The following is a 21,725-nucleotide window of genomic DNA, read 5'->3' as shown; positions in this document are numbered from 1 at the left end:
TTATTCGGTTTCGCGGACTTCCGCTCCGGGACCATTTTTCAGGATCGATTCGATGGCATTCTTGGCGGAGGCCTTGCTGCTGTAGCCTTCGGTCCAGAAGATCGCCTCACTGTTATACTTGAAATAGGCGACAAATTCGCCGGCCTTGTTCTTCTTGATCTCGAAATAATGGGCCATGCGGTCCTCCACTAGTCAGGCCGCGCCGGGGGTGACGCGGTCAAACATATGTTAATCCGCCCATTTCGTCGCGCAAGCGCCATGATCAGACGAAGCGCGCCGGTGAATAAGCGGCAGGATCGACGCGGACGATCGCGCTGTCCGGCGGCGGTGCACCGAGCTGCGCCGCGAGCAACCCGGCAATCGCGGGGGCAGTCTGAATGCCGAAACCGCCCTGCCCGGCGCACCAGACAAAGGCCGCCTCGTGCCGGTCGGGGCCGAAAACGGGCAAGCGATCTGGCGCAAAGCTGCGCAGCCCGGCCCATTTCCGGTCGACCGCCGCGACCGGCCAGTCCACGACCGATTGCAGCCGCTCGATCGCGAGCGCGACATCCATCTCCTCGGGCGTCGCGTCATGCGGCGCCGTCGGCGTTTCGTCGTGCGGGCTCAGCCATATCCGCCCCTCGCTCTCGCCCTTGAAATAGAAGTCGCCGCCGACATGGATGACGAGCGGAAGGTCGGCAGGAACAGGCACGCCGAGCCGCAACTGGACCATCGTCCGGCGATAGGGCTGAATGCCCACCGGCGCGATGCCGCACGCAATTGCCACCTGATCGGCCCACGCCCCCGCCGCATTGACGATGAGCGTTGCATGGACGCCGCCTGTCCCAAGCCGCACGTCCCAACCTCCCGCGACGCGCCGTGCATTGCGGAGCGGTGCGCGCGCGACGAGCATCGCGCCCGCGCGCCTTGCCGCGCGGAGATAGGCGGCGTGCAGCCTGCCGACGTCGATGTCGCGGCACGCGGCCTCATAGGCCGCTTCGCTCCATTCGGGGCGAAGGCCGGGGATCCGGGAGGCGACGGCCTTGCCCGACATTCGCTCGACGTCGACGCCCTTTGCGGCGAATTCGGCCGTGAATGCGTCGACCGCCGCCGTTTCGGACCGTCTGCCGATCGTCAACGCCGTGCGAGGTGACAGGAAACCGCGATCGGAAAGACCGGGTGGCGGATTGTCCAGCGTCGCTTGGGAGGCGAGGGTCAGCGGCTGAACCCCTGCCCCGCCATAGCTTTCGTGCCAGAAGGCGGCCGACCGGCCGGTCGCATGATAGCCCGGCCATTCCTCCGCCTCGGCCAGCATGACGCTGCGCCACGGCGCGAGTGCCGCGGCCAGGCTGGCGCCGGCGATCCCCGCGCCGACGATGAGCACGTCGATTTCGGATGGCGGCGCGTCGGTCATGCCCCGCCGCATATCCATTGAGCCGGGGAAAGCAAGCCGGGCGTGCCCGGGACATGGTTACTCTTTGGTAAGCCATGTTGCGTAGAGGAAAGCCGATGGAAAGCGCCCCGATCACGCTCGGCCTGATGGCTCTTCTCGGCCTGTTGATGATTGCCGCGGCGATCAGCGACATCAGGTCGCGCACGATTTCCAACGCGCTCAACGCGGCGATAGCCCTGCTCGCGATCCCGTTCTGGATCGCCGGCGGCCTGTCGCTCTGGCCCGACGTGCCGATCCAGTTCGGCGCGGCGTTCGCCGTCTTTCTCGTCTTCGCGGGATTGTTCGCGATCGGCGCGATGGGCGGCGGCGATGTCAAGATGATTGGCGCCGTGATGCTCTGGATCCCGCTCCCGCTGTTCATGCCGACGCTCACGATCATGGCGATCGCCGGCGGCATCCTGTCGGCGGTGATGCTTATCTATATGAAATTGCGCCCTTCGGACAAGCCCGTCGAGGTGCCTTATGGGGTCGCCATCGCCGCAGCGGGCCTGTGGGGGCTTCACCAACACTATCTTAACCAGTTTCAGGTTATCGGATGACCTGAGGGAAAAGCACGACCGTCTCTGGTGGGTGCAGGAGGGCGACAAATCGTCATGGATACGCGAAAGATTATGCTGATCGTCGGCGCGCTGGTGATTGCCATCGGCGCAGCGTTCGGGGTCAACCAGATGATGCGTGGAGCGGCGACCCCGCAAGCTCGCGCAGCCGCCGCGCCGGACATCACCGGCCCGTCGATCCTCGTCGCGACGCGGCCGCTGCCCGTCGGCACGATCATCGGCCCCGACAGCTTCCGGTTCCAGCCGTGGCCGAAGGAATTGGTCGAAAAGGCCTATTTCCTGAAGGACAAGACCGATGTGAACACGTTGGTCGGCACCGTCGTGCGCTATCCCATCACCGCAGGCCAGCCGGTCACGCAGGGCGCACTGGTTCATCCCGATGACCGCGGCTTCCTCGCCGCGGCACTGGGCCCGGGCATGCGTGCCATTACCGTCAAGGTTTCACAGGAACAGGGCGTCGCCGGTTTCGTTTTTCCCGGCGACCGCGTCGACGTCGTGCTGACCCAGACGATCTCGGTCGAAGAGGGCAGCACCTTTCCCGACAAGCAGATCGTTACGGCCGAAACCATCATCCGCAACGTCCGCGTGCTGGCGACCGACCAGCGTTACGATGCCGAGGATGAAACCGGCAAGACGCCGGTACGCACCTTCGGTTCGGTCACGCTCGAAGCCACGCCGGAAATCTCGGAAAAGATAGCCGTCGCACAGGATCTGGGCAAACTGTCGCTGGCCCTGCGTCCGCTGGCCGAAAGTGCTGGCGATCTCGACGCCGCGATCGCGTCGGGTGACATCAATGTCCCGGCAAAAGGCGGGTCTGCCGCCGAAAAGAAGATGCTGGCCGAAGTCGCCGCACGTCCGGTCGCCAGCCGCTCGTCGGTGACGACCGGTGGCGATGTGTCGCGCTTCTGGATCCCCGTTCGCGGCCGCGTGACCGCTCCCCGGGCTATGCCGCAGCAATCGGCAAACAGCGGCGATTCCATGACGTCCGGACGCGCAGCGTCTGCGCCGACCGGTCCGGTCGTGCGCGTGACCCGCGGCGACAAGATGACCGAAGTTCCGGTTGGGGGTAAGTAAGATGAATAGCAAAGCCAATTTCAGGGCGGCGGCTCTGGCTCGCACCCTGGCCATCGGCCTTGTGGCAGCCACGCTGATCGCCGCGCCTTCGCAGCCCGCGGTGGCACAGGCCATCCAGAACGCGAACAGCAGCATCGAGCTGTCGGTCGGTCGCGGTCGCCTCGTCAGCCTGCCGGCCACGATGTCCGACATCTTCGTCGCCGACGAAGAGGTCGCCGACGTTCAGGTCCGCTCGGGTCGCCAGCTCTATATCTTCGGCAAGAAGCCCGGGGAAACCAGCATCTATGCCACCGATGCCTCGGGCCGGGTCGTCTTTTCGACCGTCGCCCGTGTCGGCAACAATATCGAGACGATCGACCAGATGCTGTCGCTCGCGATGCCCGATGCGAGCATATCGGCGAACCCGATGAACGGCTTCGTCCTGCTGACGGGCACCGTCCAGTCGCCCGACGATGCTGCCGAAGCCGAACGGCTCGTGCAGGCCTTCGTCGGTGAGCAGACCAAGGTTTTGTCGCGCCTCCGCACGGCGACGCCTCTGCAGGTCAATCTCCAGGTTCGTATCGCCGAGGTCAATCGCTCGCTGGTCAAGGAAATCAGCGGCAATGTGCTGACGCAAGACCGGACCGGCGGCTTCCTCAGCGGGATATTTCGCGGTCGCAGAGCCGGCACGATCACTACCAATCCCGACGGCAGCACCTCCTATACCTTTGACACGGTCGCCGGAACCAACACCCTCGCCGGAGCGGGGCGCCTGTTCGGTCTCGATCTGATCGCCTCGCTCGACATCGGCGAACGATCGGGCATGGTCGCAACGCTCGCGCAGCCCAATCTCACCGCCATCTCGGGCGAAACGGCCGATTTTCTTGCGGGCGGCGAATTCCCGGTTCCGATCCCCGGCAACTTCGCCGGCACGACGATCGAATATCGCAAATATGGCGTAAGCCTCGCCTATACGCCGACGGTGCTGTCGAACGGCCGCATCAGCCTGCGCGTGCGCCCCGAGGTGTCCGAGCTGTCGACCGAAGGCGCGATCGAGATGCAGGGCTTTCAGGTTCCCGCGCTCACGATCCGCCGCGCCGAAACGACGGTCGAACTTGGCTCGGGCGAAAGCTTCATGATCGCGGGATTGCTGAACAATCGCTCGATCGGCGCGATCGACAAGATTCCCGGTCTCGGTGACGTCCCCGTGCTCGGAACGCTGTTCAAATCGGACAGCTTCCGTCGCGGCGAAACCGAGCTGGTGATCGTCGTGACCCCCTATCTGGTTCAGCCGGTGTCGGCGAACGATATCAAGCTGCCGACCGACGCCTATCGCGACCCGAACGATCTGCAGCGCCTGCTGCTCAATCAGACCAGCGACGGCGTGACCGGCGGCGATCGTCCGAAGCCGCGGCTCGATACGAGCGTCGGCGATGCCAACCGCCCGCGCAGCGGCGGCGACGCGTCGCCCGGCTTCAGCATCAAGTGACGCGCTGGATCACAGGAGCAAAGTGATGAAGAAAATCGCAACATGGACGGTCCTCGTTCTGGCGACCTCGCTCGCCGGATGCAGCGGCGCCGCGTACAGCAACCGCAGTCTGGAATCGATCCACCAGCCCGTCGTCAGCAACAACATCTATCAGTTCGACGTCGCCGCTTCGAACGGCGAACTGCCGCCCAGCGAACAGGGCCGCCTGCAGGGCTGGTTCGATGCCATGGGTATCCGCTACGGCGATCGCGTCGCGGTCGAGGATCCGTCGCCCTATGGCGCCAGCTCCGCGCAGGCGACGGTCCGTTCGATGGTCGAGCGGCGCGGGCTGCTCCTCAGCCGTGACGTTCCGGTGACCACCGGCGCGGTGCCCGAAGGATATCTGCGGGTCGTGGTGACGCGCGCCTCGGCTTCGGTGCCGGGTTGCCCCAACTGGGCCAGTACATCGTCGATCAATCCGGCCAACGCGACCTCGTCGAACTATGGTTGCGCTACGAACAGCAACCTCGCCAGCATGATCGCCGACCCCAACGACCTGATCAAGGGCGCACGCGACACGGGCCATGACCCGAATGCCGCGACCCGCGCGATCCAGACCTACCGCACCAAACCCCAGACGGGCGCGGGCGAACTCACCAAAGTACCAACCGGAGGCGGCCAGTGAACGCTCCTTTCAAATCCGCAGGAATGCGTGACCCGTTCAACGCCTTCGTCTGCGACGACGATACGCTGGAGTTGATCCGCGTCGCCGCCAACGACATGGGCTGGTCGATCGAAAAATGTAACAAGGGCGGTCTGCGCAACGCCGTGCAGTCGCTTTCCGTTTCTGCCAGCCCGAACGTCCTGTTCGTGGACATGTCGGAATCGGGCGATCCGATCAACGACATCAATGCGCTGGCCGAGGTTTGCGAACCCGGTACGGTCGTGATCGCCGCGGGTCAGGTGAACGACGTTCGTCTGTACCGCGACCTCCTGTCGAGCGGAATCCAGGACTATCTTCTGAAGCCGCTGTCGCTCGAACAGGTTCGCGAATCCCTCACCATGGCGCAGGCCATGCTGTCAGCGCCGAAGCATGCCGACATGCATGACGACAAGCCGCACCACATGATGGCCGTCGTCGGCGTGCGCGGCGGCGTGGGCGCCTCGTTGGTGGCGACCTCGCTCGCCTGGGCGATCAGCGAACAGGCGGGACGCCAGACCGCCCTGCTCGACCTCGACGTTCATTTCGGCACGGGCGCGCTGACGCTCGATCTCGAGCCGGGGCGCGGTCTGATCGACGCGATCGACAATCCGAGCCGTATCGACGGACTGTTCATCGAGCGGGCCATGGTTCGCGCGTCGGACAAGCTCAGCCTGCTTTCGGCCGAAGCGCCGATCCATCAACCGGTTATGACCGACGGATCGGCCTTCTTCCAGCTGGAAGAAGAGCTTCGTACCGCCTTCGAAATGACGATCGTCGATATCCCGCGACAAGTGCTGATCCCCTTCCCGCATCTCGTGTCGGAAGCCGGCACGATCCTGCTCGTCAGCGACGTGACCCTGGCGGCGGCACGCGACACGATACGCCTGCTGTCCTGGTTCAAGCAGAATATCCCGGGCGCCCGTGTCGTGCTGGTCGCCAACAAATTCCAGAATGGGATCGGCGAACTGTCGCGCAAGGAATTCGAATCGTCGATCGAACGCCCGATCGATATCCTTGTCCCGTTCGACCCAAAGCTGGTCGCCCAGGCGGCAAAGCTCGGCAAATCCTATGCCGAAACCTGCAAGGGGACCAAGGCGGCGCACGTGTGGAGCAACCTGATGCGCCTGATCCTCGATGGTGCCGATGTCGAAGCCGAGGAGGCCCAGGCTGCTTCCGGAAAGAGCAAATCGGGAGGCTCGCTGCTCGGCAAGCTCGGCCTGGCCAAGAAGGGCACAAAACAGGCAGCGTGACGGCGCGCCCGACGCGCCGGCACGTCCTGAAGCGATAGAAGCGGACACCAGCTGACCATGAATCTGCCAGTCATCCTTATCATCGCCGGGGCCTTTCTGGCCTTCGCCCTCCTCGTCATTCTGCTGGGTGGACCGTCGTCCGGCAAGGCGAAGTCGCGGCGATTGGCGTCGGTCAAGGATCGGCATGCCGCTTCGACCGAGGCGGTCGTGGCGGCGCAGATGCGCAAGACCATCCAGGCGGGCGGCAGCCAGGGCAATTCGTCCCTGACCGAGTTGCTGCCGCGCCGCGAAGAACTCGAAAAGCGTCTGCGCCGGACCGGCAAGAGCTGGACGCTGACCCAGTATATGTTCGCGTCGATGATCATTTTCGTCATCGCGACCGGCGGCATGCTGATCGTGCGGGCGCCGTTCCTGATGGCCGGTCTGGTTGGATTGCTGCTGAGCCTGGGCCTGCCCTATCTCGTCGTCGGCATGGCGATCAAAAAACGGGTCACGCAGTTCAACAGCCGTTTCCCCGACGCGATCGATCTCCTTGTCCGCGGCTTGCGGTCGGGTCTTCCGGTCACCGAAACATTTCAGGTCGTGAGCCAGGAGCTTCCCGGCGCCGTCGGCGAGGAGTTCAAGGGCGTTGTCGAACGCATCCGTATCGGCAACACGATGGAAGCGGCGTTGCAGGAATCGGCGGAGATGCTCGGCACGCCCGAGTTCCAGTTTTTCTGCATCACGATCCAGATCCAGCGCGAAACGGGCGGCAATCTGGCCGAGACGCTCGCCAACCTCTCCGACGTTCTGCGCAAACGCGCCCAGATGAAGCTCAAGATCCGCGCCATGTCGTCGGAAGCGAAAGCCTCTGCCTATATCGTCGGCGCGCTTCCCTTCTTCGTGTTCGGCGTCGTCTGGTCGGTGAACCCGAGTTACCTCGAAGGCTTTTTTACCGAACAGCGGCTCATCATCGCCGGGATCGGGGGCCTGATCTGGATGAGCATCGGGGCCGGCATCATGGCCAAAATGATCAGCTTCGAAATCTGATGGGGCATAGACAGTGAACAGCAGCCTCCTTCTTTCTTCGGCTTTTACCGGCGCTCCGCAGGGACCGACGCTGCTCGGCATCGACGTCATCTGGGTCGGCACCCTGCTCGCGGCCGTCGGCGTTTTCGCCGTGCTGTTCGCGATCTACAATACAATGACGGTCCGCAATCCGATGACCAAGCGCGTCAAGGCGCTGAATGATCGTCGCGAGCAGTTGAAGGCGGGCATTACCGCTTCGACGGCGAAACGCCGCGCGCGGCTGGTCCGCAAGAACCAGACCGCCGACAAGATGCGGAGCTTCCTCGGACGGCTGCAGGTCCTGCAGGAAAGCCAGGTGAAGGAAGTCCAGCAAAAGCTGGCGCAGGCGGGTATCCGGTCGAAGGATCTTGCGGTTGCGGTTATTTTCGGACGCATGGTCCTGCCGATCGTTTTCGGCGGTCTCGCCATCTTTCTGATCTACTGGGTCGACATGTGGCCCGACCTGACGTCGTTCAAGCGTTCGGGCTTCACGATGGGCGCCCTGCTCCTCGGCTACAAGGCACCCGACCTTTTTGTCGACAATATGCGGCAGAAGCGCACCGACGCGATCCGCAAGGGCCTTCCCGATGCCCTCGATCTGCTTGTCATCTGCGCCGAAGCCGGTCTGACGGTCGACTCCGCCTTTGCCCGCGTATCCAAGGAACTGGGCCGCGCCTATCCCGAACTCGGCGAAGAGTTTGCTCTGACCTCGATCGAACTCGGCTTCCTGACGGAGCGCCGGCAGGCTTTCGAGAATTTCGCCTATCGCGTGAATCTGGAATCGGTGAAGGGCGTGGTGACCACCATGATCCAGACCGAGAAATATGGCACCCCGCTCGCCAGCGCGCTTCGCGTGCTCTCCGCCGAGTTCCGCAACGAGCGCATGATGCGCGCCGAGGAAAAGGCCGCACGCCTACCGGCGATCATGACGGTGCCGCTCATCCTGTTCATCCTGCCGGTGCTGTTCATCGTCATTCTGGGCCCGGCGGCATGTTCGCTCAGCGACGCGATGTCCGGCGGCAGCTTCGGTGGCAAGGGCTGACGCCGGATCGCCAACTCCTGATCGAAAAGAGGGCGGGAGCAGTTCCGCCCTCTTTTTCTGTCAGCCGATGCTCTGTTCGATCGCGCCGAAAATGCTGTGGTGGCGCTCGTCGTCCATCCAGATCCGGACCGTGTCGCCCTTTTGCATGAACGAGGTCTTCGGTTCGCCTTGCTGGATCGTCTCGACGGTCCGCACTTCGGCAAGGCAGCTATAGCCCAGCCCGCCCTCGCTGATCGGCTTGCCGGGGCCACCGTCGGCATCGCGGTTCGACACGGTGCCAGACCCGATGATCGTGCCCGCGCCCAGGTCACGCGTCTTCGCGGCGTGCGCGATCAGCGCGCCGAAATCGAAGGTCATGTCGACTCCGGCATCGGCGCGGCCCAGCGGCTCGCCGTTGAGGTCGACCGACAACGTGCCGTGCAGCTTGCCGTCCTTCCAGCGATCGCCGAGCGCTTCGGGAGTCACGAACACCGGCGACATCGCGCTCGATGGCTTCGACTGGAAAAAGCCGAAACCCTTGGCGAGTTCCGCGGGGATCAGACCGCGCAGGGAAACGTCGTTGGTCAGCCCGACGAGCAGGATCCTGTCGCGCGCCGCGATCGGGTCGATCCCTGCGGACACGTCGCCCGTCACCACGACCACTTCCGCCTCCATGTCGCACCCCCAGGCGGGATCGCCGAGCGGGATCGGATCGCGGGGAGCCAGAAACGCGTCGCTGCCGCCCTGGTACATCAGCGGATCGTGCCAGAAGCTGTCGGGCATTTCGGCACCGCGTGCCTGCCGGACCAGCGCGACATGGTTCACATAGGCGCTGCCGTCGGCCCATTGATAGGCGCGCGGCAACGGCGAGGCCGCGTCGCGCTCGTGGAAACGTTCTTTCGGAATGGCGTCGTGATTCAGGTCTTCGGCGAGCGCGGAGAGCCGCGGCGCGGCATAGGCCCAATTGTCGAGCGCCGCCTGCATCGTCGGCGCGATCTGTGCAGCGTCGGCATACCAGGCGAGATCGTCCGAAACGACGACCAGACGGCCGTCACGGCCACTCTTCAACGAAGCTAGTTTCACGAAAACTCCCTTGTCTGACGATGCGGCTGAAACCGTCATCGCCAGCGGGAGCGATCATCAGCGCGACATCGTAATCGATGCGAAACAGGTAAAGCCGCTCTGCCCTGCCTGCAAGCGCCGGATATACTGAAGATAGGCTTGCGACTGGTTGTAGGTCGTGCCGGGCAGCGACTGGCCACGAAAAGCGCGCTTCACTTCCTCGCCCGTGAACGGACGAACCGATCCGGGAAACGCGCCCTTGGTCCCCGGGGGCACCAGTTTTCCCGCGGCGTCGATATATTTGCCGGCCTCCGTCGGGCCCGGCACGGGAATCTGGCAGTTCATGACCGAGACCGCGGTCTGCGCAAAGGCGGGGCGGATCGTCATTGCGGCCGAGACGCCGGCCGCACCGAGCGCCAGCATCCTGCGGCGGGACGGAACGGCTTCGCCCGTTTCGTCGGCTTGCCCGGTGGGAATGTCGCTGTTTTCCATGGCCGGCGCATAACGCAATGATGCTTCAAGGAAAAGCAAAACACCGGTCGTCACACGTGCCTTCCCGCTTTGGGACATGCCAGGTCAAAGCCTTAACACGCGCAAAGCCGCTTGCGCGAATCCCTCGCTTCGTGCGACGCCGACGGCGCATGTTCGATCGTCTGTCCAGCCTCGTCATCGCCCTGACGCTGGTCGCTATCGTGGCGATCTTTGCCGCGCTGGCGGGCGGCGACCCGCTGTCGATCGCGATGATGCTGATCGCGGGTTTCATCGCCGCCGGGACAGTTTACGGCGCGCTTCCCGCCTCCCTGCCCGATGCGCAAGGTTCCGCGCCATCCGCCGAGGCGCCGCAGCCGGTATCCTTGCTCCGTCATCCCGACTTCGCGCGGCTGGTCGATCAGGAGAAGGACCCGCTTCTCGGCGTTGCCGACAATATCGTCACGATCGCCAACGACGCGGCGATCCGGCTGCTCGGGCGCCATATCGTCGGCGCCGACATCCGGACGGCGATTCGCCATCCCGCAGCCGCCGAATGGCTTTCGCGCATCAACGACGACGGCCCGCTCGAAACGATCAACCTCGTCGATTTTCCCCGGCCCGGCCAACGCTGGACCATGCGGATCGCCGTCCTGTCGGGCGGGCAGCGGATCATCGTCCTTTCGGATCATTCGGCGATCGACGCCGCCGACCGCATGCGCTCGGATTTCGTCGCCAATGCAAGCCATGAACTGCGCACGCCGCTGGCTGCGATCCTTGGCTATGTCGAGACGCTGCAGGACATGAACGGCGACACCGACGCCCCGACCCGCAGCCGCTTCCTCGCGATCATCGAGCGCGAAGCGGGGCGGATGCAGCAACTGGTGATCGATCTGCTTTCGATTTCGCGGGTCGAGGCCGACCGCTTTCGCCGCCCGACGACGCCCGTCGATTTCACCGCGATCGTCCGCGGCACGATCGCGCAGCTAAAGGACAGTGAAGCCGCGCGGCCGATCGATATTGTCGCGAAGCTTGGCGACGAAAAGCAGCCGATACTGGGCGACGAGGCACAGCTCGGCCAGCTCGCGCACAATATCATCTCGAACGCGATGAAATATGGCCGCGCGGGGACGCCCGTAACGGTCGAACTGGCGCGTGAAGGCCGGCGCGTTCGCCTGTCGGTCAGCGACGAGGGCGACGGTATCGCGCCCGACCATCTGCCGCGCCTGACCGAACGCTTCTATCGCGTCGATGAAGCCCGCAGCCGCTCGGTCGGCGGAACCGGGCTTGGCCTCGCGATCGTCAAGCATATCAGCGAGCGTCACCAGGGGCAGCTCGATATCGAAAGCGAGCTCGGCAAGGGCACGAAGGTTTCGGTGACTTTTCCGCTTGCAGGCTAATCGATCGCATCGAGCAGATCGGCGATCTTTCCGAACATTTCGTCTATCTGGCTTTTCTCGACGATCAGCGGCGGGGACAGCGCAATGATGTCGCCCGTCGCGCGGACGAGCAGGCCATTGTCGAAGCAGGCATGAAACAGTTCCATCGCACGCGCGGTCGGTGCGCCGGGACGCGGCTCGAGTTCGATGCCCGCGACCAGCCCGATCGTGCGGATGTCGACGATGTGGCGCCGGCCCTTGAGGGCGTGCGCGGTCTCTTCCCAATAGCCCGCCAGCGCATTTGCCCGGTCGAACAGCCCGTCGCGGGCGTAAAGGTCGAGCGTCGCAAGCCCCGCTGCGCTTGCAAGCGGATGTCCCGAATAGGTGTAGCCGTGAAACAGCTCGATCCCTCCCGGCACGCTCTCGATCACCGCGTCGTGGAACTCTCGCTTCACCGCGACCGCGCCCATCGGCACCGCCGCGTTGGTGAGCCCTTTCGCCATCGTGACGATGTCGGGCGTCACGCCCCAGGCTTCCGATGCTGTCGCCGCGCCGACGCGGCCAAAGGCCGTTATAACCTCGTCGAAAATCAGGATGATCCCGTACCGGTCGCAAATCCCGCGCAGCCGCTGCAGATAGCCGACGGGCGGAATGAGTACGCCCGTCGAGCCCGCCATCGGTTCGACTATGACCGCCGCGATCGTCTCCGCACCGTGCAGATCGACGAGGCGCTGGAGGTCGTCGGCCAGTTCGGCGCCATGCTGCGGGAAGCCGCGTGCGAAGGCATTGCGTTCGGTATCGTGCGTGTGCCGGAGGTGATCGACGCCGGGTAGCCCGCCGCCAAAGGCGCGGCGATTGTTGACGAGCCCCCCGACGCTGATCCCGCCGAAGCCGGTGCCATGATAGCCGCGCTCGCGCCCGATCAGCCGCGTCCGCGTGCCCTGGCCCTTCGCACGCTGTATATTGAGCGCGATCTTGAGCGCCGTATCAACCGACTCCGATCCGCTGTTGGTGAAGAAGATGCGGTCGAGCCCCTCGGGCATGAGCGCCGCGAGGCGCTGCGCCAGCTCGAACGGCAGCGGGTGACCGAGCTGGAAGGTCGGCGCGAAATCGAGCGTGGCCGCGGCCTTCGCAATCGCCTCGGTGATCTCGGGACGGCAATGGCCGGCGTTGCTGCACCAGAGACCCGACGTGCCGTCGAGAACCTGCCGCCCGTCACCCGACTGATAATACATGCCGTTCGCCGAGACGAGCTGCCGCGGATGCGCCTTGTACGAACGGTTGGCGGTGAATGGCATCCAGAAGCTGGCCAGCTGGTCGTTGTCACCTTTCATAACCGCCGATCTCCCTTCGCTGCTCCCTTCGCAATCTGACGGGCCGTCTCGCCGCTGGCAATGCCGAAAATGGCCGTTAACGGCCCCCTCTGGCGCTTGGCTCAAGCTTGCGATACGCTCCCCTCTCCACAACGGGCCGACTCCTCGGCCCAATCGGGGGCGCATGTCAGTCAATCTGGAACAATGGATCAGCGACCATAAAATCGACGAAGTCGAATGTATCGTTCCCGACATCAACGGGGTTCAGCGCGGCAAGGTATTGCCGGCCCGGAAATTCCTCTCTTCGGTAAAGGACAAGTCGCTCCGTATCCCCGGCAGTGTCTTCATCTGCACGATCGATGGCCATTATCCCGAGGATATCGACGATATCTGGGACAAGGATCCCGACAAATATCTGATCGCCGACCCTGAAACGATCTGTGTCGCGCCCGGCTTCACCTCGCCGACCGCCTTCGTGATCGCCGACGCCTTCAACGGCGACGGGACCGAGGTCGATATCGCGCCGCGGACGATCCTCAAGAAGGTGCTCAATCTCTATGAGGAGAAGGGCTGGAAGCCCATCATCGCACCCGAGGTCGAATTCTATCTCGTCTCGCAGAATGCCGATCCCGATTTCCCGCTCGCCCCGCCCGTCGGCCAGTCGGGGCGCAGCGAGAGCGCGAGCCAGCCCTACGGGCTCGAGGCGATGAACGAATATGAGGATATCATCGACCACATCTATGACGATTGCGAGCTGATGGGGCTCGATATCGACACGATGATCCACGAAATGGGCGCCGCGCAGCTCGAGGTGAATTTCGAGCATGGCGATCCGCTGCGGCTCGCCGACGAGGTGTTCCTGTTCAAGCGCGTCGTGCGTAACGTCGCCAAACAACACGATGTCTACGCGACCTTCATGGCGAACCCGATGGCGGGCCAGCCGGGCAGCGCGATGCATATTCACCAGTCCGTCGTCGACGCCACGACGGGCCGAAACCTGTTCTCGACCGCCAACGGCCGCGACAGCGCGGCCTTCCGCTCCTATGTCGCCGGCCTCATTCGCTTCATGCCGCAAATCTCGCCGATGTGGGCGCCGAATGTGAACAGCTTCCGCCGTATGCGCCCCGACAGCGCGGCACCGATCAACGTCCAGTGGGGCGTTGACAACCGGTCGTGCGGCTTTCGCGTTCCGGTGTCGGACAAGAACAACCGGCGCGTCGAAAACCGCCTGCCCGGCGCCGATTCCAACCCGTATCTGGCGATCGCCGCGTCGCTCGTCTGCGGCTATATCGGCATGGTCGACCGCATGGTGCCGCCCAAGCCGATCATCGGCAGCGCGTATAACCGTGCGCGCACCCTGCCGCGCACGCTCGAGGCGGCGCTCGACCGCTTCGCCTCGTGCAAGAAGGTCCGCAACCTGCTCGGCGACGATTTCTTCGAAATCTTCTTCGCGGTGAAGGATCACGAGCTGTTCAACTATCAGTCGGTGGTGTCGAGCTGGGAGCGCGAACATCTGCTGATGCGGGTCTGACCCGCCGCCGGGCCATGACTGATCCGCTGAACAACAGCTATTATGCCGCCACCGCGCACGATTGGCTCGCGGATACCGACATGGTGGGCGCGTATGTCTGCGACGTCGCTGTGATCGGCGGCGGCTTTACCGGTCTGTCGGCCGCCCTTGCCTGTGCCGAGAGGGGCTTTTCGGTAATTCTGGTCGAAGCGGAAAGGGTCGGCTTCGGCGCATCGGGACGTAACGGCGGGCAGTTGATCCCGGGCCTTCGCTGGCCGGCTTCCGAACTCGAGGCCGAATTCGGTCGCGAACGCGCCGATGCGCTGTTCGATCTTTGCTGGCGCGACAACCGCGTAAAGAACCGGATCGCCAAACATGGCATCGACTGCGACCTCAAGGCAGGACATCTGGAAGCCGCGTGGACACCTAAAGATTTCGATACGATGCGGCGCGAAGCCGACTATCTGGGCAAACGCCACGGCTATGAAACCGACGTGATCGCAAAGGCCGGAATGGCCGCCCACATCGCAAGCCCGCTTTATCATGGCGGCATCCACGACCCGCAGGGTGGTCATTTTCATCCGCTCAACTACGCGATCGGTTTGGCGAAAGCCGCCGAAGCGGCCGGTGTCCGGATTCTTCAGGGGCAGCGTGCAAACCGGATACTGGACGGCAACGGTAGTCGACTGTTTCTTGACCGGTCAGCGATAGAGGCGCGCTATTTCATCGACGCGACCGACAGCTGGATCGGCGAGCTCGAACCCGACCTCGGCCGCTACACCGTGCCGATCATGAACTATAATATCGCAACCGCGCCGCTCGCGAATGCCGGTTCGCTGCTCCCGAGCAACGCCGCTGTGGCCGACAGCCGTTTCGTACTCGACTATTTCCGTCTCTCGGCCGACAAGCGGCTGATCTTCGGTGGCGGCGAGCGTTATTCGCAAACGCCGCCGCGCGATATCGCCGCCTTCGTTCGGCCCTTCATGGCTGAAGTCTTTCCGCAAATTGCCGATGCGAGGATCGATTTTGGCTGGGGCGGCGCGGTCGCGGTGACGATGAACCGGCTGCCGCATATCGGTCGCCACGGCAATGTCTTTTATGCGCACGGCTTTTCGGGCCACGGCGCACTGGTCACGACTCTCGCCGGCGAACTGATCGCCGAGGCGATGGCGGGGACCGCCGAGCGCTTCGACATCCTCGCCAGCCTTCCGGCAAAACCATTTCCCGGCGGCAAATGGTTGCGCAGACCGCTCGCGACATTGGGCCTTTTCTACTATGCGATGAAGGACAAACTCGGGTGATTTCCGGCAGCGCCATCGCACGTGTCGCTGCGCGCGAGGCCGATCGCTTCCGTGCCGTCAATCCGCGCGCCTTCACGCATCAGGCGGCGGCGACCGGCTGGTTCCAGTCGGTTCCCTTCCACTGGATGAAGGATTGGCCGAGCCCGGTGCCGGTCGTCGCCGCATCGGCAAACGACGCAACGCTCACGAGCATCGACGGCCAGACCTACGATGATTTCTGCCTCGGCGATACCGCCAGCCTGTTCGGTCACTCGCCCCCCGCCCTCGCTGTCGCCCTCGCCAGACAAGCCGGCGAAGGTTTGAGCTATATGCTCCCGACCGGACGCGGCGCCGCGCTGTCGGAACGGCTCGCGGCGATGTTCGGCCTGCCGCAATGGCAGGTGACCACAACCGCGAGCGAAGCCAATCGTGCCATCATCCGCTGGTGCAGAGGGATCAGCGGGAGGCGCAAGATACTGACCTTCAACGGCGCCTATCACGGCGCGGTCGACGACGCGTTCGTGGACCTGACAGGCGGCACGCCGGCAATGCGCGCGAGTCTGATCGGCCAAGTCCACGACCTTCGCGACACGACGACCGTGATCGAATTCAACGACGAAGAAGCGCTGGCGGCTGCGCTTCGTGGCGGCGATATCGCATGCGTGCTCGCCGAACCGGTGATGACCAACGTCGGCATGGTGCGCGATGCGCCGGGCTTCCTCCAGACGCTGCGCAAGCTATGCGACGCGACCGGGACGCTGCTCGTCTTCGACGAAACGCACACCATCTCGTCGGGATATGGCGGCCATGGCGTCACCCACGGCCCGACGCCCGATCTGATGGTGGTCGGCAAGTCGATCGGTGGTGGCGTCCCCTGCGCGGTCTACGGCTTTTCGGCCGGGGTTGCCGGACGGATGGCGGCACTCAACGCATCTCGCCCTTCGGGGCACAGCGGCATCGGAACGACGCTATCGGCCAACGCCCTCGCAATCACCGCGATGGATGCCATGCTGACCGACGTCATCACACCCGCCGCCTATGACCATATGCGGCGCGGTGCCGCGCGGCTCGTCGCCGGCCTCGAAGCCGAAATCGACAACGCCGGCCTCGACTGGCACGTTACGCAGGCCGGCGCGCGCGCGGAATTCCTGACCTGCCCCAACCCGCCCCGCAATGGCGGCGAGGCGAAGGCAGCCATGCACCCGGAACTCGAGGCGGCGATCCACCTCTTCCTCGCCAATCGCGGGATTTTGCTGGCGCCGTTCCACAATATGATGTTGGTGAGCCCGGTCACGTCGGACGATCAGATCGACCGGCTTGTCGGCGCCTTCGCCGACTGCACAAGAGCGTTGAAGGAGTAGAGGGGCGATGTCGAAGTCATCGGGCGTGATCGCGCCGCGGTCGGAGGCCGAGGCCTTTTTCAAGGCGAACCCCGACGTCGATTCGATCGAGATGATCTACACCGATTTCGGCGGCGTGCCGCGTGGAAAGCGCCTTCGTCAGCATGAGGTGATGGCCGTTTATGAAAGCGGCCGCATGTTCCCGGGTTCGATCACCGTCGTCGACATCACCGGGCAGGACACGGTCGAAACCGGACTCGTCTGGGAGGATGGCGACGCCGACCGCTCGATGAAGCCGATCCCCGGCACGCTCGTCCGCACGCCATGGGGCGGCGATCATGCCGCGCAGTTCCTCGTCGATTTCTACGAGCTCGACGGCACCCCCCACGACCTCGACCCGCGCCATGTCCTCGGCCGTGTCGTCGACCGCTTCACCGCCGACGGTCTGACCCCGGTGCTCGCGGTCGAACTCGAATTCTATCTCGTCGACCCGCGCCGCGCGCGCGACGGCCGCGTCCGCCCCGCCCGTCCCGACTACAGCCGCGACACCCCGCGCAATGTCGAGGTCTATGGCCTGCGCGAACTCGACGATTTCCGTCCTTTCTTCGACGCGCTCTACGCCGCGACCGACGCGCAGGGCCTGCCGCTCGAAAGCGCCATCTCCGAATTCGCCCCCGGTCAGTTCGAGCTAACCCTCCGCCACAAGCCCGACGCGCTGCGCGCCTGCGACGACGCGATCATGTACAAGAGGCTCGTCAAGGCGATCGCACAGCAGCAGGGTCTCGAAGCGACCTTCATGGCCAAGCCGTTCGCCGATCAGGCGGGCAGCGGCATGCACATCCACGTCTCGGTCAACGACGACACGGGCGCGAACATCTTCGCCAGCGACGACCCCGAAGGTACCCCCGCGCTCCGCCACGCGATCGGCGGCATGATCGGCAGCGTCGGCGACGGCTTCGCGCTCTTCGCCCCGCACGCGAACAGCTATCGCCGCTTCAGGGCGAACAGCTACGCTCCCGTCGCGCCGACCTGGGGCGTCAACAACCGCACCGTCTCGTTTCGCATTCCCGCCGGCCCGCCGCCGAGCCGCCATGTCGAACATCGCGCGTGCGGCGCTGACGCCAACCCCTATCTCGCCGTCGCCGCCGTGCTCGCGGGCATGCACCATGGAATGACGACCAAGGCCGACCCCGGTACGGCGGTCGTCGGCAACGGCTACGACCGCGACAATTCGGGCGACGACAAACCGCCGTCGAACTGGTTCGCCGCGGTCGACCGCTTCCATGCATCCGCGCTCATGCGCGACTATCTCGGCGACCGCTTCGTCGACATGTTCAGCATCGTGAAGCGCGTCGAGCAGGACAATTATTTCAGCGTCGTCCCGACGCTTGATTACGACTGGTACCTGCGCAACGCATGAATGTTTCAAGGATTTTTGGTGCGACGCAAAAAAGCACTTTTCAAGCCGCCCTTATTGAGTCAGCTTGGCGTCACAAACAGGGAGGCTGCACATGGATCCGATGGAACTGATCAAGCAAACCCGGGGGCGCCGGTCGCTGCTGCAAGCGATGGGGGTCGCGGCCATCGGGATCAGCTTCGGCGGTCTCGCCGCGTGTAGCAAGGGCGAAGGCAGGAAGCTCGCGAACGGCGAGGAAGCCAAGCTCAACTTCTACAACTGGGACACCTATATCGGCGAGAATACGCTCGACGATTTCAAGGAAGCGACCGGTGTCGACGTCACGATGGACCTGTTCGACAGCAACGACGTGCTGTTCGCCAAGTTCAAGGCCGGCAACCCGGGGTACGACGTCATCGTCCCCTCGAACGACTTCGTCGAACGCATGAGCAAGGCCGGCATGCTGCTGCCGCTCGATCATGCGCAGATTCCGAACAAGAAGAATATCGATCCCGCCTACATCAACGTCGAATATGACCTCCAGCGCAAATATTCGATGCCCTACACATGGCTCGCGCTCGGTATCGGCTACCGCAAATCGAAAGTGTCGTCGCCGCCCGACAGCTGGAAGGTCCTGTTTGACAGCACCGAATATGCCGGCCGTATCGCGTGGCTTTCGGAGGCTGGCGACATGTTCCGCCTCTATGGCAAATATCTCGGCAAATCGGTCAATGCGCTGACCCCCGCCGACATCACGACGATCGAAAAGATGATGATCAAGCAAAAGCCCAATGTTAAAAAATTCCACGAGGATGACGGACAGGACCTTCTGCTGAAGGGCGATTGCGACGTCGTGCTCGAGTATAACGGCGACATTGCGCAGGCGATGGTCGAGGACAAGGACATCGACTTCATCGTTCCCAAGGAAGGCAGCCAGCTCAATTCGGACAATCTCTGCATCCCGAAGGGGGCACCCCATCCGAAGAATGCGCACGCGTTCATCAACTATATTCTCGACGCGGAGGTCGACAAGAAGATCACCGAGACGATCCTCTTCCCGACCCCGAACAGCGCGGCAAAGGCGCTGATGCCCGACAGCTACAAGAATAATCCGGTCATTTTCCCGCCGGCCGACGTGCTGGCGAAATGCGAATATGCACGCTTCAATCCCGAGTTGCAGCCGCTCTACGAGGAGGCCTTCACGCGCGTGCGGGCCGCCTGACGGTCCGGCGAAGGGGGCTTCGGGGGATGGCCGAACAGGACTGGAAGACGAACAGGCGGGTTTTCGCAGCGGTATCGCTGCCCACGCTCTTCTGGGTCATCGCTTTCTTCGTCGTCCCCATGGCGATCGTCTGGCTTTACAGCTTCGGTGAGAACAGGGGTCTGACCGAAATCGACATTTCGGGCACGCTCGACAATTACAAGCGCGCCACCGAGTGGCTCTACCTCACCATCTTCGGCAAAAGCTTTGCGGTCGCGGCGCTCGTCACGCTGATCTGCCTGATCGTCGGTTTTCCCGTGGCGATGGCGATCACCTTTGCCAGCGAAAAATGGCGGCCGTGGCTGCTGCTCGGCATCATGCTGCCCTTCTGGACCAATCTGCTCGTCCGGACCTATGCTCTGATGATCCTGCTCGGATCGCAAGGCTATGCCAACAAGGGGCTCGGCGCGCTGTGGGAGGGGACGAGCTGGGTAAAGACCCTCGTCGGGCTCCAGCCGCTCCCGACATGGGAGCCGGTGCAGCTTCTCTTCAACAATTTCGCGGTCGTGCTGGGCCTTGTCTATGTCCACCTGCCCTTCATGGTGCTGCCGCTCTACGCCGCGCTCGATCGCCTCGATCGCAGCCTGATCGAGGCCAGCCTCGACCTTGGCGCCGGGCATTTCCGTACGATCATGCGGATCGTCGTGCCGCTCGCGGCACCGGGGATCGTCGCGGGCGTGATGATCACACTGATCCCCGCACTCGGCGCCTATCTCACGCCCGACCTGATGGGCGGGACCGACAGCCAGATGATCGCCAACGTCATCGAACGCCAGTTCAAGAAGGCGAATGACTGGCCCTTCGGCGCCGCCCTGTCCTTCCTGCTCATCTATGCGATGTTCATCCTGATCGCGCTGCAATCGATGCGCCGCAAAGTGCCGGAGGTGCACTGATGGCGCTCTTCGCCCGCACACCGCGCGCACCGCTCGAATATAGCCGCACCCTGTGGATGCGCCTGTGGGTCGGCGCGGTGATGGTTTTCCTCTATGCGCCGCTGATCGTGCTGGTGATCTTCAGCTTCAACGACAGCAAGCGCAACGTCGTGTGGCGCGGCTTCACCATGAAATATTATGAAAAGGCGCTGGGCAACGACCAGCTCGTCGAGGCGCTCGTCAACTCTCTGACGATCGCGGCGCTCGCGACAATCGTCAGCCTCGCGCTCGGCGCGGTCGCGGCGGTGATGCTGTGGCGCTTCCGCTTTCCGCTGAAAGGTGCGGTCGACGGCACGATCTCGCTGCCGATCATCGTTCCCGAAATCTGCCTCGGCGTCGCCTTCCTGATGTTCTTCACGAAAGGTCTCAATTGGCCGACCGACCTCGTCTGGCCCTTCAACCTCGGTGCGATCGTCATCGCGCACATCACCTTCTGCTTTCCCTTCGTGACGATGGTCGTGCGCTCGCGCCTCGCGACCTTCAACCGCGAGCAGGAGGAGGCGGCGAAGGATCTCGGGGCCAGCGAGTGGCAGGTGTTCCGCGACGTGCTGATCCCGCACATCAAGCCGGCGCTCGTCGCCGGCGCGCTGCTGTCCTTCACCTTGAGCCTCGACGATTTCGTGATCACCTATTTCACCAGCGGCCCCGACACGATCACCTTCCCGGTGAAAGTCTATTCGATGGTCCGTTTCTCGGTGACGCCAGAGGTCAACGCCGCCTCGACCCTGCTCATCGCCCTCACCGTCGCCCTGACCTTCGTCGCGCTCAAGCTTCAGGGCGTGAAAGCCATCGCGGAAACCCACTGACCATGACCGAGCCCGCCACACCGATCATCCGGATCCAGAATGTCTCGAAACGCTTCGGCAAGGTGACCGCGGTCGACAATGTCAGCCTCGATATCAACGCGGGCGAATTCTTCGTGCTCCTGGGGCCTTCGGGGTGCGGCAAGACGACCTTGCTGCGCATGATCGCCGGCTTCGAACTGCCGACCGAAGGCAAGATCCTGATCGACGGGCAGGATATGGCGGGCATTCCGCCGAACAAACGCCCGGTCAACATGGTGTTCCAGAGCTACGCCGTCTTTCCGCACATGAGCGTCGCCGACAACGTCGCCTATGGGCTGAAGATCGCGGGCGTGAAGGGTGGCGAGGCCAGGGATCGCGTCGCCGAGGCGCTGGAACTCGTCAAGCTCGGCGGGTTCGAGACGCGCATGCCCGACCAGATGTCGGGCGGCCAGCGCCAGCGCGTCGCGC

Annotated in this window: 21 protein-coding genes; 16 read left to right on the top strand and 5 right to left on the bottom strand. The window is 63.9% G+C overall.

The annotated features are described in order from the left end of the window. Entirely contained in the window at positions 1-177 is a 177-nt protein-coding gene (locus tag JHC57_RS09905; RefSeq protein WP_082657774.1) for a DUF1508 domain-containing protein, read from the bottom strand. A gap of 85 nt (positions 178-262) precedes the next feature. Next, a complete protein-coding gene (locus JHC57_RS09900; RefSeq protein ID WP_294029835.1) occupies positions 263-1,393 on the bottom strand; it encodes an FAD-dependent oxidoreductase in 1,131 nt (376 codons plus the stop codon). Positions 1,394-1,488: 95 nt separating this feature from the next. Here JHC57_RS09900 and JHC57_RS09895 point away from each other — a divergent pair, with 95 nt between their 5' ends. The 7 genes from JHC57_RS09895 to JHC57_RS09865 are packed head-to-tail and all read left to right on the top strand — an operon-like array spanning position 1,489 to position 8,552. Beyond that, entirely contained in the window at positions 1,489-1,971 is a 483-nt protein-coding gene (locus tag JHC57_RS09895; protein ID WP_294029834.1) for a prepilin peptidase, read from the top strand. Between the two features lie 54 nt (positions 1,972-2,025). Beyond that, complete coding sequence (gene cpaB / locus JHC57_RS09890; RefSeq protein ID WP_294029833.1) at positions 2,026-3,063, top strand: Flp pilus assembly protein CpaB; 1,038 nt, start codon at positions 2,026-2,028, stop codon at positions 3,061-3,063. Between the two features lies 1 nt (position 3,064). Next, positions 3,065-4,531, top strand: a complete 1,467-nt coding sequence (locus JHC57_RS09885; protein ID WP_294029832.1) for a type II and III secretion system protein family protein — start codon at positions 3,065-3,067, stop codon at positions 4,529-4,531. Positions 4,532-4,556: 25 nt separating this feature from the next. Continuing rightward, positions 4,557-5,195, top strand: a complete 639-nt coding sequence (locus JHC57_RS09880; protein WP_294029831.1) for a CpaD family pilus assembly protein — start codon at positions 4,557-4,559, stop codon at positions 5,193-5,195. Next, the gene (locus JHC57_RS09875; protein ID WP_294029830.1) at positions 5,192-6,463 is read left to right on the top strand and encodes a pilus assembly protein CpaE; all 1,272 of its coding nucleotides are present in this window, start codon (positions 5,192-5,194) and stop codon (positions 6,461-6,463) included. Before JHC57_RS09880 ends, JHC57_RS09875 begins: the two co-directional genes overlap by 4 nt. 57 nt (positions 6,464-6,520) lie before the next feature. Beyond that, complete coding sequence (locus JHC57_RS09870; protein ID WP_294029829.1) at positions 6,521-7,492, top strand: type II secretion system F family protein; 972 nt, start codon at positions 6,521-6,523, stop codon at positions 7,490-7,492. 13 nt (positions 7,493-7,505) lie between these two features. After that, positions 7,506-8,552 (top strand): type II secretion system F family protein, encoded by a 1,047-nt coding sequence (locus JHC57_RS09865; RefSeq protein WP_294029828.1) that lies wholly within the window; start codon positions 7,506-7,508, stop codon positions 8,550-8,552. A 60-nt stretch (positions 8,553-8,612) separates the two neighbouring features. Here JHC57_RS09865 and JHC57_RS09860 read toward each other — a convergent pair whose 3' ends face one another. Both JHC57_RS09860 and JHC57_RS09855 read right to left on the bottom strand, forming a co-directional pair. Beyond that, positions 8,613-9,614, bottom strand: coding sequence for a fumarylacetoacetate hydrolase family protein (locus tag JHC57_RS09860; RefSeq protein WP_294029827.1), 1,002 nt, complete (start codon positions 9,612-9,614; stop codon positions 8,613-8,615). A gap of 57 nt (positions 9,615-9,671) precedes the next feature. Further along, on the bottom strand, positions 9,672-10,085 hold the full coding sequence (locus tag JHC57_RS09855; RefSeq protein ID WP_294029826.1) for a hypothetical protein: 414 nt from the start codon (positions 10,083-10,085) through the stop codon (positions 9,672-9,674). A 149-nt stretch (positions 10,086-10,234) separates the two neighbouring features. Between JHC57_RS09855 and JHC57_RS09850 the strand changes: the two genes are divergently transcribed. Continuing rightward, positions 10,235-11,461: an ATP-binding protein gene (locus JHC57_RS09850; RefSeq protein ID WP_294029825.1), complete on the top strand. Its 1,227-nt coding sequence runs from the start codon at positions 10,235-10,237 to the stop codon at positions 11,459-11,461. On the opposite strand, the gene JHC57_RS09845 is transcribed toward JHC57_RS09850, so the two are convergent. After that, positions 11,458-12,774, bottom strand: coding sequence for an aspartate aminotransferase family protein (locus JHC57_RS09845; RefSeq protein WP_294029824.1), 1,317 nt, complete (start codon positions 12,772-12,774; stop codon positions 11,458-11,460). The two genes, JHC57_RS09850 and JHC57_RS09845, sit on opposite strands and share 4 nt — an antisense overlap. A 163-nt stretch (positions 12,775-12,937) precedes the next feature. Here JHC57_RS09845 and JHC57_RS09840 point away from each other — a divergent pair, with 163 nt between their 5' ends. The 8 genes from JHC57_RS09840 to JHC57_RS09805 all read left to right on the top strand — a co-directional run. Then, positions 12,938-14,284 (top strand): glutamine synthetase family protein, encoded by a 1,347-nt coding sequence (locus JHC57_RS09840; RefSeq protein ID WP_294029823.1) that lies wholly within the window; start codon positions 12,938-12,940, stop codon positions 14,282-14,284. A 14-nt stretch (positions 14,285-14,298) separates the two neighbouring features. Further along, positions 14,299-15,564, top strand: a complete 1,266-nt coding sequence (locus JHC57_RS09835) for an FAD-binding oxidoreductase (protein WP_294029822.1) — start codon at positions 14,299-14,301, stop codon at positions 15,562-15,564. Continuing rightward, positions 15,561-16,904, top strand: coding sequence for an aspartate aminotransferase family protein (locus JHC57_RS09830; RefSeq protein ID WP_294029821.1), 1,344 nt, complete (start codon positions 15,561-15,563; stop codon positions 16,902-16,904). Before JHC57_RS09835 ends, JHC57_RS09830 begins: the two co-directional genes overlap by 4 nt. Before the next feature lie 7 nt (positions 16,905-16,911). Next, the gene (locus JHC57_RS09825; RefSeq protein ID WP_294029820.1) at positions 16,912-18,303 is read left to right on the top strand and encodes a glutamine synthetase family protein; all 1,392 of its coding nucleotides are present in this window, start codon (positions 16,912-16,914) and stop codon (positions 18,301-18,303) included. 91 nt (positions 18,304-18,394) lie between these two features. Next, positions 18,395-19,501, top strand: a complete 1,107-nt coding sequence (locus JHC57_RS09820) for a spermidine/putrescine ABC transporter substrate-binding protein (protein WP_294029819.1) — start codon at positions 18,395-18,397, stop codon at positions 19,499-19,501. A 26-nt stretch (positions 19,502-19,527) separates the two neighbouring features. Beyond that, positions 19,528-20,433: an ABC transporter permease gene (locus tag JHC57_RS09815; RefSeq protein ID WP_294029818.1), complete on the top strand. Its 906-nt coding sequence runs from the start codon at positions 19,528-19,530 to the stop codon at positions 20,431-20,433. Continuing rightward, complete coding sequence (locus JHC57_RS09810) at positions 20,433-21,278, top strand: ABC transporter permease (RefSeq protein ID WP_294029817.1); 846 nt, start codon at positions 20,433-20,435, stop codon at positions 21,276-21,278. The genes JHC57_RS09815 and JHC57_RS09810 overlap by 1 nt, the downstream gene beginning before the upstream one ends. 2 nt (positions 21,279-21,280) lie before the next feature. After that, positions 21,281-21,725 (top strand): ATP-binding cassette domain-containing protein (locus JHC57_RS09805; RefSeq protein WP_294029816.1); only part of this gene is annotated, 445 nt, incomplete at its 3' end.

Source organism: Sphingopyxis sp. (genome assembly GCF_016463645.1).
Taxonomy (GTDB): domain Bacteria; phylum Pseudomonadota; class Alphaproteobacteria; order Sphingomonadales; family Sphingomonadaceae; genus Sphingopyxis.
The sequence above is the reverse complement of the archived record's forward strand: the minus strand, read 5'-3'. Positions and strand labels throughout refer to the sequence as shown.